The sequence below is a fragment of the Pseudomonas sp. PB3P13 genome, from assembly GCF_054897735.1.
The window spans coordinates 2,134,073-2,149,758 of the sequence record NZ_CM142702.1 but is presented as its reverse complement, the minus strand read 5'-3'; the positions used below and the strand labels follow the sequence as shown (position 1 = coordinate 2,149,758).

The following is a 15,686-nucleotide window of genomic DNA, read 5'->3' as shown; positions in this document are numbered from 1 at the left end:
CCTTGAATCACTGGCCCCACGAATCACGCAAGGTCACGGTACGGTTGAATACCGGCGCGCCTGGTTTCGAGTCCTTGATATCTGCGCAGAAGTAACCTTCGCGCTCGAACTGGAAACGGTCTTCCGGCTGTGCGTTGCCCAGCGAGGGTTCAGCACGACAACCGGTCAGCACTTGCAGGGAGTCAGGGTTGATGTTGTCCAGGAAACTGGCGCTGTCTTCAGCCTTCTCGGGGTTGGGCGAGCGGAACAGGCGATCATACAAACGCACTTCGCACTCGACGCTGGCCGCCGCCGGCACCCAGTGCACCACGCCTTTGACCTTGCGGCCTTCAGGGTTCTTGCCCAGGGTTTGCGGATCGTACGAGCAACGCAGTTCGACGATATTGCCATCGGCGTCCTTGATCGCTTCGTCGGCGCGGATCACGTAGCTGCCACGCAAGCGCACTTCGCCGTTCGGCTCAAGGCGCTTGTAGCCTTTCGGCGGCTCTTCCATGAAGTCGTCACGGTCGATGTAGATTTCGCGGGCAAACGGCAGCACGCGCATGCCCATGTCTTCTTTCGGGTGGCAAGGCAGTTCGAGGTTCTCGACCTGGCCTTGCGGGTAGTTGGTGATCACGACTTTCAGCGGACGCAGCACGCACATGGCGCGTGGGGCGCTGTGGTCGAGGTCGTCGCGGATGCTGAATTCGAGCATGCCGAAGTCGACCACGCCGTCGGACCGGTTGGTGCCGACCATTTCACAGAAGTTGCGGATCGATTTCGGCGTGTAGCCACGGCGGCGGAAACCGGACAGTGTGGACATGCGCGGGTCGTCCCAACCCTGAACGTGTCCCTCATCCACAAGCTGCTTGAGCTTGCGCTTGCTGGTGATCGTGTAGTTCAGGTTCAGGCGGCTGAATTCGTACTGGCGCGGGTTCGCCGGCACCGGCAGGTTCTCGAGGAACCACTCGTACAACGGACGATGGCTTTCGAATTCCAGGGTGCAGATCGAGTGGGTGATGCCTTCGATGGCGTCCGACTGACCGTGGGTGAAATCGTAGTTCGGATAGATGCACCACTTGTCGCCGGTCTGGTGATGATGGGCGTGACGGATGCGGTACATGATCGGATCGCGCAGGTTCATGTTCGGCGAGGCCATGTCGATCTTCGCCCGCAACACACGTGCGCCGTCCGGGAATTCGCCGGCACGCATGCGGGCGAACCAGTCCAGGTTTTCTTCCACGGAGCGATCACGGAACGGGCTGTTCTTGCCCGGCTCGGTCAGGCTGCCACGATATTCCTTGGCCTGTTCCGGGCTGAGGTCATCCACGTAGGCCTTGCCGGCCTTGATCAGCTCGACGGCCCAGTCGTGCAACTGGTCGAAATACTGCGAGGCGTAGCGCACTTCGCCCGACCATTCGAAGCCCAGCCATTTGACGTCGCTTTCGATCGCGTCGATGTATTCCTGGTCTTCCTTGGCCGGGTTGGTGTCGTCGAAGCGCAGGTGCGTGACGCCGCCGAATTCCTGGGCCAGACCGAAGTTCACACAGATCGACTTGGCGTGACCGATGTGCAGGTAACCGTTGGGCTCAGGCGGGAAACGGGTGACGATCTGCGTGTGCTTACCCGAGTCCAGGTCCGCCTGGATGATCGGGCGCAGGAAATTGACCGGCACGGCTGGGCCGGTCTTGGCATTCGAGGTAGGGTCGACAGTGGGCTTGCTCATAGGATCCTTGAACGTACAAGTGCGCGGCCGGAAGACAGCCAGACAAAACAAAGCCGCTATCATAGCCGATGCCGTCAAGTCGCTGACAGAGCAGGCCCTAAATCAGCTGCGTTTAATGCCCTGTTTTGAAAAACCGCCTCGAAATTCACGCCTGTCGCGCTAAACTGCGCACCTTGGCTGCTGTTGGCCGGACCGGTCAGGGGCCCAAACGCCCCGAAACCCACGAATTCACTGAACACGCTTCTCCATAAAAGAGTACCGATCATGACCCAAGTCAAACTGACCACCAACCACGGCGACATCGTCCTGGAACTGAACGCTGAAAAGGCACCGCTGACCGTTGCCAACTTCATCGAGTACGTCAAAGCCGGTCACTACGAAAACACGGTGTTCCACCGCGTCATCGGTAACTTCATGATCCAGGGCGGCGGTTTCGAGCCAGGCATGAAAGAAAAGAAAGACAAGCGCCCAAGCATCCAGAACGAAGCCGACAACGGCCTGCCGAACGAGAAATACACCGTCGCCATGGCCCGCACCATGGAGCCGCATTCGGCCTCCGCGCAGTTCTTCATCAACGTGGCTGACAACAGCTTCCTGAACCACAGCGCCAAGACCACGCAGGGTTGGGGCTACGCAGTATTCGCCAAAGTGGTTTCCGGCACTGAAGTCGTCGACAAGATCAAAGGCGTCGCCACCACCTCCAAGGCTGGCCATCAAGACGTACCTGCAGACGACGTGATCATCGAGAAAGCCGAGATCATTGAGTGATACTGCTGATTTCAGATTTGCATCTGGAAGAGGAACGCCCGGACATTACCCGGGCGTTTCTGGATTTGCTCGCCGGGCGTGCCCGTTCGGCGAGTGCACTTTATATACTCGGTGACTTTTTCGAGGCGTGGCTTGGCGACGATGCCATGACACCTTTTCAGCGTTCCATCTGCCAGGCCCTGCGCGCACTCAGCGACAGCGGTACGGCGATTTTTCTGATGCACGGCAATCGCGACTTCATGATCGGCCAGGCCTTTTGCAAACAGGCCGGTTGTACGCTGTTGAAGGACCCGACTGTCGTGCAGTTTTATGGCGAGCCGGTGCTGTTGATGCACGGCGACAGCCTGTGTACCCGCGACGTTGGCTACATGAAGCTGCGACGCTATCTGCGAAATCCGCTCACGCTGTTCATCCTGCGCCATCTTCCGCTGGGCACACGGCATAAACTCGCGCGCAAATTGCGCAGCGAAAGCCGTGCGCAGACGCGGATGAAAGCCAATGACATCGTTGATGTCACGCCGGAAGAAGTACCGCGGCTCATGCAGGCATTCGGTGTGAAAACCCTGATTCATGGGCATACCCATCGGCCGGCCATTCACAAGTTGCAGATTGGCGACGAGGCGGCGAAGCGGATTGTGCTGGGCGACTGGGATCGTCAGGGCTGGGCGTTGCAGGTGGACGAGAACGGATTTGCACTGGCGCCGTTCGACTTTGCGCCGCCACCGCAGCTGGCGGCCCCCGCCAATTAATGGCCCAACGCAAAACCCATTGTAGGAGTGAGCCTGCTCGCGATAGCGGCGTATCCGTCAACTAAGTTGTTGAATGTGATAACGCTATCGCGAGCAGGCTCACTCCTACAATTCGACCGCGTTGGGTCAGTGGCCGCTGGCCGCAGGCCCCGCCTTCGCCGCAAACGGCGGTTTCGCCAGCCACACGATCACGATCAACGCCATGAACGCCCACCCGAGCAATGTGAAGTAGTCGATGGTGGACAGCATGTATGCCTGACTGCTCAGCACGTGATCCAGCTGCGCATACGCCGCATCCCCTGCCCCGCCCAGACTGTTCAGCGCCTCGCGGGTCGCCGGTTCATAGGTGCTGATGCTTTCGCTCATATAGGCATGATGCTGATCCGCCCGGCGAATCCAGATCCAGGATGTCAGCGACGCCGCGAAACTCCCGCCCAACGTCCGCAAAAAAGTCGCCAGACCGGCGCCATCGGCGATCTGGCTCGGTGGCAGATCGGACATCAGAATGCTCAGGGTCGGCATGAAGAAGAGCGCCACGCCAATGCCCATGAACAGCTGGACCAAAGCGATGTGCTGGAAGTCCACTTCGTTAGTGAACCCGGCGCGCATGAAGCAGCTCAAACCGATCGCCAGAAACGCCAGCCCGGCCAGCAACCGCAGGTCAAACTTATGCGCGTACTTGCCCACGAACGGCGACAGAATCACCGGCAAAATGCCAATCGGCGCCACGGCCAGACCGGCCCAGGTCGCGGTGTAGCCCATCTGGGTTTGCAGCCATTGCGGCAGAATCAGGTTGATCCCGAAGAACCCCGCATAGCCCAGCACCAGCACAATCGTGCCGATGCGAAAGTTGCGGTGGGCGAACAGCCGCAGATTGACCACCGGATGCTGATCGGTCATTTCCCAGATCACGAACACCGCCAGCGCAATCACTGAAATGGCCGCGCCTGCAATAATGAAATTCGACTCGAACCAGTCCAGGTCGTTGCCCTTGTCGAGGATCACCTGCAACGCGCCGACGCCGATGATCAGGGTGATCAGACCGACGTAGTCCATCGGCTGATAACTGGTCACCACCGGGCGCGCCTTGAGTTGCTGGCGCACCACCATCACCGCAAAAATCCCGATCGGCACGTTGATGAAGAAGATCCACGGCCAGCTGTAACTGTCAGTGATCCAGCCGCCCAGAATCGGCCCGGCAATCGGCGCCACCACCGTGACCATCGCCAGCAGTGCCAGGGCCATGCCGCGCTTCGCCGGCGGATAAACCGCGATCAGCAGCGTCTGTGTCATCGGGTACAAGGGGCCGGCCACCAGCCCCTGGAGCACGCGGAAACCGATCAGCTCCGGCATCGAGGTGGAGATGCCGCACAGAAAAGAGGCGACCACGAACAGAATGGTCGCCCACAAAAACAGCTTCACCTCGCCGAAACGCCGGCTGAGCCAACCGGTCAATGGCAGCGCGATGGCGTTACTCACGGCGAAGGAGGTGATGACCCAGGTGCCCTGCTCCGAACTGACCCCCAGGTTGCCGGAAATCGTCGGCAATGCGACGTTGGCAATGGTGGTGTCGAGCACCTGCATGAACGTCGCCAGCGACAGGCCTATGGTGCTGAGCAGCAGGCTGGGCGGCGTGAAAGACGCGTTATTGCTCATCGCGAATCCTTTGAAACTGAACGGGCGCTAAAAATGCAGCGAACCCTGGGGGGGCGAACTTTGTGGCGAGAGGGTTCCTGCAGTGAGGACTTCCTGTGGCGAGGGGGCTTGCCCCCGCTAGGTCGCGAAGGGGCCTCAAGAGATGGGACTGCTGCGCAGTCCAACGGGGCGGTGCGGCGTCCCGCCAAGCCCCCTCGCCACAAAAGCCCGTCCATCACAAAATCCCGTCGCCACAAAGGCACGCACTGAATCGGAATCAGCGCTTGGCGGTCTTGCTGACCATGGCGCTGTTGTCGTGGATCAACCGGGTGATCATCTCGTCGGCCTCGGCCAACTGGCGGTCATAAACCGTGGTACTGAACGAAGCCTTTTGCGGCGGCTGTTGCGCCAGCACCGGGCCACTCTGGTCGTGCAGGTTCACATCGACCTGCGTCGACAGCCCGACGCGCAATGGATGTTTTGCAAGCTCTTGCGCATTGATGTGAATCCGCACGGGCACCCGCTGGACGATTTTGATCCAGTTGCCAGTGGCGTTTTGCGCGGGCAACAAAGCAAACGCGCTGCCGGTACCGGCGCCGAGGCTATCGATGGTGCCGCTGTATTTGACGTCGCTGCCGTACAGGTCGGCCTCAATGTCAACCGGCTGACCAATGCGCATGTCACGCAACTGGGTTTCCTTGAAGTTGGCGTCGATCCACAACTGATCCAGTGGAACCACTGCCATTAGCGCCGTGCCCGGTTGCACGCGCTGACCGAGTTGCACGGTGCGCTTGGCGACATAACCGGTAACCGGCGCGATCAGGGTGCTGCGCGCGTTGGTCAGGTAGGCCTGACGCAATTGCGCGGCGGCCGCCATCACATCCGGATGCGACGATACCACCGTGTCATCGACCAGTGCGCTGGTGGTGATGAGCTGCTGGCGGGCATTGGCCAGCGCGTTCTGCGCCGAGGTCAGGTCGTCGCGAGCGTGGGACAGTTCTTCCTGGGAAATCGCCCCGCCAGCCGCCAGGCTTTTACGGCGGCTGAAATTATCCTGGGCCTTTTGCACTGCGGCCTGTTGCGCGTTGACCTGAGCTTTCATGCCATCGACGTTGCTGTACAAACCGCGTACCTGGCGCACGGTGCGGGCCAGATTGGCCTGGGCACTTTGCAGCCCGACCTGTGCGTCGTTCGGGTCGAAATTGATCAACACCTGGCCTTCATGCACCAGGTCGCCGTCGTCAGCGCCGATGCTGACCACGGTGCCGGTGACCAGCGGGGTGATTTCCACCACGTTGCCGTTCACATAAGCATCATCGGTGCTCTCGTTCCAGCGCCCGTAAAACTCGTGATAAGCCCAGACGCCAAGACCGGCAAGCATTACCACAATGGCCAGTACCACCAACATGATTTTGCGTTTGCGCGGGTTGCTCGTGTCAGGCGCTTGATTGTTTGCAGCAGGAGTTGCTTCGGCAGTGGCCATGACAATTACCTTGAAAGAGTTGTGCTGTGTGGCGCATTTGCGGCGGCGGTTCGGGTTTCATCCTGAAAACCGCCCCCCAGCGCCTGCATCAGCTGGATCGACAGGTCGATCTGCTCGGCATTCAGGTTGGCCAGTTGTCGCTGAGCCTGGAGCAATTGCTGTTCGATGCTGAGCACGTCGAGGTAATTGCCGATGCCGGAGCCATAACGCTGAACCACGGTGTTGTAAGAATCCTGGGCGATGTCGGTGGCGTGCTGCTGCGCGCCGATCTGCCGGCCGATGTCACGCAACTGGTTGATGGTGTCGCTGACATCGCCGAGGGCACGCACCAGGCTTTTGTTGTACTGCGCCACCGCGAGGTCGTAATCGGCGTCGCGCGAATCGAGGTCGGCGCGCAAACGGCCGCCGTCGAAAATCGGCAACGAGATTGTCGGCCCGACATTGAAGAAGCGGCTGGCCGAACCAAACATCGCATCGCCCAACAACGACTCGACACCCGCTGCAGCGCTCAGGTTGAGGTTGGGGTAGAAGCGGGTTTTGCCGGCATCGATATTCTTGCTCGCGGCCTCGACACGCCAGCGCGCGGCGACCAGGTCCGGGCGACGACCGAGCAATTCGGCTGGCAGCACCGACGGCAATGCCACGGCGCTGGCCTGAAGAATTGTCGGTCGGGCGATCTCGTTGCCGCGATCCGGGCCTTTGCCGAGCAATACCGCCAGGGCGATTTTTGCGGTCTGCAGGCGTTTCTCGGCGTCGATCAGGCTGGCTTGTGACGTGGCCTCCAGGCTCTCGGTCTGCTGAAACTGGTACTCGCTGTCGATCCCGGCACTCAGGCGACGTTTGCTCAGGTCGAGCATCTGCCGGGTGCGCTTGAGGTCTTCGCTGGCCAGGTCGTAAACAATGTGTGCCTGACCGAGATCGCTGTAAGCGCGGGCGACGTCGGCAGACAGGGTCAACTGCGCGGCTTGTTGATCGACTTCAGCGGCGCGGGCCTGGCCAAGCGCGGCTTCCCAGGCGGCACGCTGACCGCCCCAGAGATCGAAGTTGTAATTGAAACTGGCACCGAGGTTGCGCAAGGTCGAATACGAGCCGCCCTGCCCGCTTGGGTCCTGATCCCGCGCCAGCCGCGCACGGCTGATGCCGGCGCTGGCGTCGAGGGTCGGCATGCGTTCGGCGTCGGCGGCGTAAGCGGCAGCACTGGCCTGGTGCGCGCGGGCGTCCGCAATTTGCATGTCCGGGCTGTCACGCAACGCCTCGCGGATGAGACCGTCGAGTTGCGGGTCACCGAGGTTTTTCCACCAGTCGCTTTGAGGCCAGGCCGCCGGTGATAACGTCACGCCATCGAACGACTGCCCAGCCTTGAGATCTTTCGCGTCGAGACTCACGCCTTCAGTGGTCAGACCGCTGTAGCTGGCGCAACCGGCCAGGGTCATGGTCAGCAGCACCAGACTGAGGCCGGTGCGCAAGGTTTTACTGTTCATGGTTTACCTATCCGCTGCAGGGTGATGGAGTCACCGGCTGCTGCCAGGATTTTATGCAGAATGTGTTCGAGGATTTTCAGCTCTTCGGCGGTGATCGCGCCGGCCAGTTCGTTCATCGCATCGGCGCCGATCTCTGGCAAACGGTCCGTCAGCTGCTGGCCTTGCCCGGTGAGCACCAGCCGCACCTGGCGGCGATCCGCCTCGGAACGCTGACGGTCGAGAAAGCCTTTCTGTTCCAGACGATCCAGCATGCGGGTCATCGAGCCGCTGTCCAGCGACAGGTGCCGGCACAGCTCGGCCGGGGTATCGACGCCCATTTGCGCCATGATGATCAACACTTTGAACTGCGCGGCAGTGATGCCATGCGGTTCCATGTGCGTGTCGATGATCCGGTCCTTGAGCAACGCTGCGCGCCCGAGCAAGAGACCGAGGTGGCAGTTCTGAAAATCATCAGGGGTGAAATGCATCGTCTGGTCACCGATTAGCTGCCTAGGCAGAGAATGTGTGACGAGATATTACTGCCTAGGCAGGGAATGTCAACGCAATAGTTAGGTTGCTTGGTATTTAGTCGATAGCGATGCATCACAAACCCTGTGGCGAGGGGATTTACCCCCGGTTGGCTGCGCAGCAGTCATCTTTTTTTCTGGTTCGGAAATAACCGAGGTCGAAGATTAGTGGGTCGCTGGCGGCCCCACGGGGGCAAGCCCCCTCACCACAGAGGGCTCGGCAGGCTCTAGAAATCCCGCTTGTAGAAGATATCCAGCGAACTCGCCACGCCACTGGCGGCTTCGACGTAGACCTTTTTGCTCAGCTTGTAGCGCAAGGCAATGGTGTTGGCCGGCTCGAATACGCCGACGCCGTAACGCAGGCTGAGTTTCTCGGAGATGTTGCCGCTGGCGACCACACTGGTTTCATCGCCGCTGCCCTCGGTGTCGAGCTGGAAATCCTCGATGCCAAGGTTCTTGGCCATGCTGCTGGTCACCTCCGAGCTGCCCATCAAACCCAAACCGAGCGCGGCCTGGGCCAGCATGTTGTTGTCCTCGCCGGTGGTGCTCAACGGACGCCCCAACACCAGATAGGACAACGCCTGCTCCTGGCTCATCGCCGGCTCCGAGAAAATCTGCGTGGTCGGCTGCTCGGCGCTGCCGCTCAAGCGGATACCGGCGATGACATCGTCGGTCTGGCGAATCGCTTCGATGTCCAGATACGGCTGATCCAGCGGCCCGGCGAACAGCAGTCGCGCGCGACGCACGGTCAACCGCTGGCCGTAGGCCCGGTAACGGCCGTCGTTGAGCCACAGCTCGCCGCGCGTGTCCATGTTGTCGCCGATGTGCACGCGCCCTTTCAGGTTGGCGGTCAGGCCAAATCCGCTGAAGCTGAGTTTGTCGTCACCGACCACCACGTCGATGTCCATCGCCATGGCCATCGGCGGCTTGCCCTCTTCGGTCTGCTCGCCAATGATCACAGTGTCGTCGGACACCTTGACCGTTGAGGGCGGCAACTCGCGCACGGTGATATCGCCCCGCGGCACCAGAACCTTGCCGGCAATCGCCAGTTTGTCGTCCTTCATCGAAATGTTCAGATCCGGCGCCACTTCAAGTTCGGCGTACGGTTCGACGGTGACGGGCAATTGCGTGCCCTTCAGCGCCAGGTCGACCACCAGCGCCTGACCCCAGGCGATATCGCCGGTCAAGCTGCCCTGCCCGCTCTTGCCACTTTTCCAGCCACCGTTCAGCTGTACGGTTTCACCGGCGATCTGCGCTTTCACCTGCAAATCCCGCAGCTCCATCGGCAATTCCGGGCCGGCCACTTCGCCGTCACTTAGCAGCAAGTTGCCGTTGACCAACGGCGCCATCAGGCCGCCGGACAACGTGCCGCTCCCGTTCAAGCGTCCGTTCAGCGTTTCCACCATCGGCACAAACGGCCGCACCACCGACAAATCCAGACCGCTGAGACGGAAGGAACCGCTCAGCGGCTTGTCGGCCGGCAGTGGATTGATTTGCGCCTGAACCATCAACTCACCGAGTTTGCCGCCTGCAAAGTTGAGGTCGGTGTCGATACGTTTTGGCGTGAGTTTGCTGGTGAGTTTCAGCGTCTGATAGGGGAAATCCAGCCATTGGCCTTTATCGCGCATACGCAGGGTGCCGCCGCTGGCGTCAATGCTGATCTGGCCGTTTGGGCCGCTGGCCGGCAGGTCCAGTTGCAGGTTGGCATTGAGGCGGCCCTGCCAGGCGAGATCTTTGGGCATCCACTGCGCCAGGCTCTCGATCGGGAACTGCTTGAGCTGGTAACGCAGTTTCGGCTCTGGCATCAGCCGCTGGTCTTCGCCGCACAGGCTGGCGGGTCCGGACAACCAGCAATGTGCGCCGAGGTTGATTTTGCCGTCGGCCAGGCGCTCAAGCTTCGCCGGATTTTGCAGTTTCCAGTTCTGACCGCCGGCCTCAACAGCACCACTGGCCAAGCGTCCGCGCCAGTTACCTTGATCCAGTGTGCCGTCGAGGCCGAGCGCCAGTTTAAGCTTCGGCCCGAGCAAATCGAGGGTCAGTTTCTGCTTCCTGATGTCGCCCTGAGCGCTGGCAGTCAGCGTGCCCAGCGATGTTTCACCGGCCTGAATGCCGCTGCCCTTGAGATCGATGTTCGCCCGCTGCGCACTGTCGAGCGTCGCGTCGAGGTTCAGGCGTTGCAGACTATTGTCTTCGAAGGCCAGTTGCGTGCCTTGCAGGACGAGCTTGCCTTGCGGCGCCTTGAGTGTGCCGGCGACATCGACGCGGCCATTGAGCTGCCCGCGCAATTGCGGCCAGAGCTGGGCCAGTCGCGACAGCTTGATGTCGATCTGCCCGGCCAGCTTCTGTTGCAGGCTGCCCTTGCCGTTAATGCTGTTGTCGCCCAGACGAATCTGCAAAGCGCTGAGCGTCCACTGCTCGCCATCGCCATCGGCTTTGGCCTGAATCACCGCCGGTTGACCGCGCAGCTTGCCGTTCAAATCCAGGTCCGCATTCAGGCTGAGTTTGTCGTTCTTCAATTCGCCTTTGCTGCGCAGCGGTCCGGCCAGAATGCCCGGCAACTCAGCCACCCAATACGCGGGATTGATCGCCGACAAATCGAGCGCGGTGTCCCAGGCGATGCCGTCGGCGAATTGCAGGTTCAGGTGGCCATCAGCCTTGCCCTGCCCGGCCACCAATTGCAGTTGTTGCAGGTGGATTTTCGTCAGGTCACCGGCAAACGGGCTGGTCAGGCTGAACGCCCCGGCCGGGCCATCCAGCGCAGCCTTGAAATTGCCGAGGTAGTTGCCGTCGGTGTAAGACACTTCACCGTTGACACTGCGCAGCGCCACGGCCGGCTCGTCGATCAGCGGATAGAGGTTGTGCCAGGGGAAGTCCAGCCAGTCGATTTTTGCCGTCGCGCTCAGACCTTCGCTCCAGTCGATCACGCCGCTCAGCTTGAGGTTTTGCTTGTCGTTGGCGGTCAGGTCAAGGCCGGCAATTAGCGCGCCGCTGGCGTCGACTTTGCCTTGCAGTAACAATGCGACCGGGCCCTTGTCTCCCGGCAGCGTGGCGGTGCCATGCAATTGGTAACCGTTCTTCAGGTCGCCATCGCCGGTAAGTTCGACGTTATTGAGTTGCAGGGTGTCGGGCAAATCCGCCGCCGGTTTGAAGCCATTGGCGGTAATACGCACCCTGGCCGGGAGGTTTTCCAGCAAGGGCTGCAACTGGCCGGTCAGTTGCCCGTTCAGGTAGCCGCTGCTGTCGGCTTTAAGGTTTAACGTTTTCAGCAGATCGCCGTCCACTTTCATATTGAGTGCCCACGGCTGCGGGGCCGGCAACGTCAGTTTGCCCTCGGCCCTCAGCGGCCAGTCGCCCGACGGTTGCAGCAAACCGGACAGATTGAGGCTCAGCTCGTCGCGCTGCAATTGCACGGAGTCGATCTGCAGGCCTTGTTCGGTCCAGTGCGCCGCCAGTTGCAAGCCTTTGAGTTCTTCGCTGCCGTTGAACATCAGGCTGCCGATCTGCACGTCCCCCAGTTCCAGCGCCAAGGGCAACTTGAGGTCCGGCAGCATGATCGGCCCACTGCTGGCGTCTTCCGGGCCAGGCGCAAATTGCAGGCTGACCTGATCGGCCTTCAACTGCTCGATGCACAGGGTCATGCGCATCAGGCATGACGGTGACCAGGCGAAAATCACCTTGCCCAGTTCAACCCGACGGGTGTCCTGCTGCCAGATCAGGTGGTCGGCGCTCCATTGCCCGCCCAGCCGCCCCTGAAAATTGTCGACGCTCAAACCCGGCACCCAACCCAGTGCCCAGCGACTGCCGGTTGCGGTACCCAGCACAGTGGCCAGCGTCAGGATGATCAGCATCAGCAGCGCCAAAATCGCCAGCAGTGTTATCTTCAAACCGCGCGTCACAGCTCAGGCCCCATGGAAAAGTGCAAGCGAATGCCGCCATCGTCGTCCAGCGCATGAGCCAGATCGAGGCGAATCGGCCCCACCGGTGAAACCCAGCGCACGCCGATACCGACACCGGTCTTGAGGTCCGGCAGATCGAGCGAATTGAAGGAATTGCCTTGATCGACAAACGTCGCGATACGCCACTTCTCGGCCACCGAATACTGATATTCGGCGCTGCCGGTGATCATGTAGCGACCACCGATGCGGTCGCCATCGGAGTTCTCCGGCGACAGGCTCTGGTAGTCGTAGCCGCGCACGCTCTGATCGCCACCGGCGAAAAAGCGCAGCGACGGCGGCACCGATTTATAGCCGTTGGTGGCACTGCCGCCGACCTGCACCCGACCGAGTAGACGGTGTTTATCGAACACCGTGGTCAGGCCTTTGACCAACGCCGTGCCGTACAGCAGATTGTTGTCGGACCCCAGCCCTTCCTTGGCGACCTTTGTCTCGAACTGCAGGCGATAGCCGTTGTGCGGATCGATGCGGTTATCGCTCTTGAGGTAGGAATAACTGACGCCGGGCATCAGCAGCGTGCTCAACCCGGAATCATCACCCAGGCGATATTCTTCGCGCTGCCACTTCAACGAAACCACGCGCTGCCAGCCACTGGGCAATTTGCTGTGCCATTCCGGGCCGAGCGTCAGCAGCTTGCTCAGGCTGTCCTTGTCGGCGATTTCTTCGCTTTGATAGCCACCGGCGAAGCGCAGCTTATCGGTCAGTGGCGGGTCCAGCGGAATGTCGTAAAACAGTCCGACGTTTTGCCGTGGCGCGGAGATTTCGGTTTCCCAGCCGTAGCTGTGGCCTTGCGGGTTGACCCAGTGGCGTGTCCAGTTGGCTTTGACCCGTGGGCCGACATCGGTCGAGTAGCCGACACCCAGCCCCATGGTTCGCGGCTTGCGGGTCTCGAGTTTGACGTCGACCGGGATTACATTCTGCTTTGAGGCCGTAGGGGCAGCATCGACGCGTACGCCTTCGAAATAACCGCTCGATTGCAGCGCCTGGCTCAGTTCGGCGATCAGTTCGGAATCGTAGGGCGCGCCGGACTTGAACGGCACCATGCGTTGCAGCAGGTCTTCATCAAACGGCGTGTCGCCCTCGAAGCTGACTTTGCCGAGGGCATAACGCGGACCACTCTCGTAAACCAGCTCGATGTCGGCTACACCGGCTCGTGGATCGACTGCCAGTTTCTGGCGGGTGAAACGTCCGCTGAAAAAACCGTAGCGCGAGGCTTGATTCTGGATAAGCCGCTTGGCGTCTTCGTATTGGCCGTGGTTGAGCACAGCGCCGGTTTGCAGCGAAGCGCTTTTGGGCAAACGAAAGGATTTGAGGCTGGCGGCCGGCCCATCGACACGCAAGGTGACATTGCGCAAATGCACCGGTTCGCCGGGGACGATGGTCAGGACCAGACGCGGGGTCTTGCCACCGGTGACGTCGCTGTCGATCTGCGGCTGGTAATAACCCAAGGCCTGGGCGGCTTTGCGCGCCTGTTCTTCGGCTCCACGGCTGAAGCGCAGCAAGGCCTCTTCATCGCGATCGCCGAGGCTGCCGATATAGCCCTCTATATTGGCCTTGAGCTCATCGTTGGACGGTTTGATCCGCACATCCAATTCACTTTGCGCCAGCACCGCGCAGCTGGTGATCAGCATCAGCACGCCGCCGGTAATTCTTCCTGGAAACTTCATGGGCGGATGCTATCACGAGCTCGGGAGCGTGATAGAGCCCGGGATGTAAGGAAAAGTTCGACCTTCAGGCGCTAGCGGTCTGCAGCACCTGAGGGTTGGCGTGGAAAAACACATGCTCGCGGATCGGTCCGACAGCCACTTCGCCGATTTCCTCATAGCCCTGACGCTTGTAGAACTCCAGATAACGAGGATTCCCCGTGTCGAGCACCACGCCCTGAGAATGCTCATCCACCGCACACCAGTTATGGACCGCTTGCAGCAGTTGCTCGCCGAAATGCTGCCCCTGCAATTGCGGATGTATGCCCAGCAACGGCAACAGGTGCACCGAGTCGGACGGCACGCACGCCATCACGGCCGCGTGGTATTCGAGGTAGCGACGGGTGCAGCGAAACCCGGTGCTGAGGACCATCCGCAGGCGCCATGCCCAGCTTTCCGTGACGCCCAGACGACGCTGCGGGGGCGCGATCAGGGCGATGCCGATCAAACGGTCATTGACCAACAGACCGATCGCCGGCAAGTCCTGCAGAAAATGCTGCTTGACCAGCTCGCGCACCGTGGCGCGCACGCGCTGTTCGTAACCGGGGCGTTCAGCTTCGAATAGAAAAGCGAAGGTCGGTTCGTGACGGTAGGCCTGGTAAAGCAATGAGCGGGCCTCGCGGGAGTAGCCGCTGTCGAGCATGTGGATATCGGCGATGGCAGTCGAGGTTTCGGGCATACGGTAGATCTCCCCTGGCGCAGCTAGATGACTGCGCTCTTGTTGTACGAGCCTTGCTGGGCCGGGACAGTTCCCCACAGGTATAGACCACTGCCGGATGTTCATCGACTACTGGCCCCATTCCCGCAGGTCGGCTAGCATCGCCCTTTTTCCAAGGACTGCCGACCATGAAAATCGTCTCCTTCAACATCAACGGGCTGCGTGCTCGCCCGCATCAGCTGGCGGCGCTGATAGAAAAGCATCAACCCGACGTGATCGGCCTGCAGGAAACCAAGGTCCACGACGACCAGTTCCCGCTGGCCGAGGTGCAGGCGCTCGGTTATCACGTCTATTTCCACGGCCAGAAAGGTCACTACGGCGTAGCGCTGCTGTCGCGCAAGGAGCCGCTGACGTTGCACAAAGGCTTCCCCACCGATGAAGAAGACGCCCAGCGCCGTTTCATCTGGGGCACTTTCGCCGACGCCAATGGTGTGCCGGTGACCATCATGAACGGCTATTTCCCACAGGGTGAAAGCCGCGATCACCCGACCAAATTTCCCGCCAAGCAAAAATTCTACGGCGACCTGCAGCAACTGCTCGAAAGCCGGTTCAGCAACGACCAGCCCGTGGTAGTCATGGGTGACGTCAACATTTCCCCGCAAGACTGCGACATTGGCATCGGCGCGGACAACATGAAGCGCTGGTTGAAAACCGGTAAATGCAGCTTCCTGCCGGAAGAGCGCGAGTGGATGGCGCGCTTGAAGAACTGGGGCCTGGTGGACAGCTTCCGCCATTTGAATCCGGACGTCTCGGACCGTTTCAGCTGGTTCGACTATCGCAGCCGCGGCTTTGAAGATGAGCCCAAGCGTGGACTGCGCATCGATGTGATCATGGCTTCCCACGGTTTGCTGGCGCGAGTGAAGGATGCCGGTGTCGATTACGATCTGCGTGGCATGGAAAAACCTTCGGATCACGCGCCGATCTGGCTCGAATTGAGCTGAAATCAAAGATCGTCATCTCTTCGACATCTTACTGACTTAATCTC

Annotated in this window: 11 protein-coding genes; 3 read left to right on the top strand and 8 right to left on the bottom strand. The window is 60.6% G+C overall.

Going from position 1 to position 15,686, the window contains the following annotated elements; all coding sequences use genetic code 11:
• Positions 1-7: 7 nt before the first annotated feature.
• Positions 8-1,705: a glutamine--tRNA ligase/YqeY domain fusion protein gene (locus ACYZT1_RS09875; protein WP_462018762.1), complete on the bottom strand. Its 1,698-nt coding sequence runs from the start codon at positions 1,703-1,705 to the stop codon at positions 8-10.
• A gap of 264 nt (positions 1,706-1,969) precedes the next feature.
• Between ACYZT1_RS09875 and ACYZT1_RS09870 the strand changes: the two genes are divergently transcribed.
• The gene (locus ACYZT1_RS09870) at positions 1,970-2,473 is read left to right on the top strand and encodes a peptidylprolyl isomerase (RefSeq protein ID WP_462018761.1); all 504 of its coding nucleotides are present in this window, start codon (positions 1,970-1,972) and stop codon (positions 2,471-2,473) included.
• A complete protein-coding gene (lpxH, locus tag ACYZT1_RS09865) occupies positions 2,470-3,222 on the top strand; it encodes a UDP-2,3-diacylglucosamine diphosphatase (protein WP_462018760.1) in 753 nt (250 codons plus the stop codon). Before ACYZT1_RS09870 ends, lpxH begins: the two co-directional genes overlap by 4 nt.
• 126 nt (positions 3,223-3,348) lie before the next feature.
• Here the strand turns inward: lpxH and ACYZT1_RS09860 are convergent, their stop codons facing one another.
• From ACYZT1_RS09860 to ACYZT1_RS09830, 7 genes are all read right to left on the bottom strand, one after another.
• Positions 3,349-4,878 (bottom strand): DHA2 family efflux MFS transporter permease subunit, encoded by a 1,530-nt coding sequence (locus ACYZT1_RS09860; protein ID WP_462018759.1) that lies wholly within the window; start codon positions 4,876-4,878, stop codon positions 3,349-3,351.
• Positions 4,879-5,134: 256 nt separating this feature from the next.
• Positions 5,135-6,340 (bottom strand): HlyD family secretion protein, encoded by a 1,206-nt coding sequence (locus ACYZT1_RS09855; protein ID WP_462018758.1) that lies wholly within the window; start codon positions 6,338-6,340, stop codon positions 5,135-5,137.
• A 5-nt stretch (positions 6,341-6,345) separates the two neighbouring features.
• On the bottom strand, positions 6,346-7,821 hold the full coding sequence (locus ACYZT1_RS09850) for an efflux transporter outer membrane subunit (protein ID WP_462018757.1): 1,476 nt from the start codon (positions 7,819-7,821) through the stop codon (positions 6,346-6,348).
• On the bottom strand, positions 7,818-8,288 hold the full coding sequence (locus tag ACYZT1_RS09845) for a MarR family winged helix-turn-helix transcriptional regulator (RefSeq protein WP_462018756.1): 471 nt from the start codon (positions 8,286-8,288) through the stop codon (positions 7,818-7,820). The genes ACYZT1_RS09850 and ACYZT1_RS09845 overlap by 4 nt, the downstream gene beginning before the upstream one ends.
• A 266-nt stretch (positions 8,289-8,554) precedes the next feature.
• Complete coding sequence (locus ACYZT1_RS09840; protein ID WP_462018755.1) at positions 8,555-12,223, bottom strand: translocation/assembly module TamB domain-containing protein; 3,669 nt, start codon at positions 12,221-12,223, stop codon at positions 8,555-8,557.
• Entirely contained in the window at positions 12,220-13,947 is a 1,728-nt protein-coding gene (locus ACYZT1_RS09835) for an autotransporter assembly complex protein TamA (RefSeq protein WP_462018754.1), read from the bottom strand. Before ACYZT1_RS09835 ends, ACYZT1_RS09840 begins: the two co-directional genes overlap by 4 nt.
• 64 nt (positions 13,948-14,011) lie before the next feature.
• A complete protein-coding gene (locus tag ACYZT1_RS09830) occupies positions 14,012-14,662 on the bottom strand; it encodes a GNAT family N-acetyltransferase (protein ID WP_462018753.1) in 651 nt (216 codons plus the stop codon).
• Positions 14,663-14,829: 167 nt separating this feature from the next.
• Between ACYZT1_RS09830 and xthA the strand changes: the two genes are divergently transcribed.
• Positions 14,830-15,642 carry an exodeoxyribonuclease III gene (gene xthA, locus ACYZT1_RS09825; RefSeq protein WP_462018752.1) on the top strand — a complete coding sequence of 271 codons (813 nt, stop codon included), beginning with the start codon at positions 14,830-14,832 and terminating at the stop codon, positions 15,640-15,642.
• Positions 15,643-15,686: the final 44 nt, after the last annotated feature.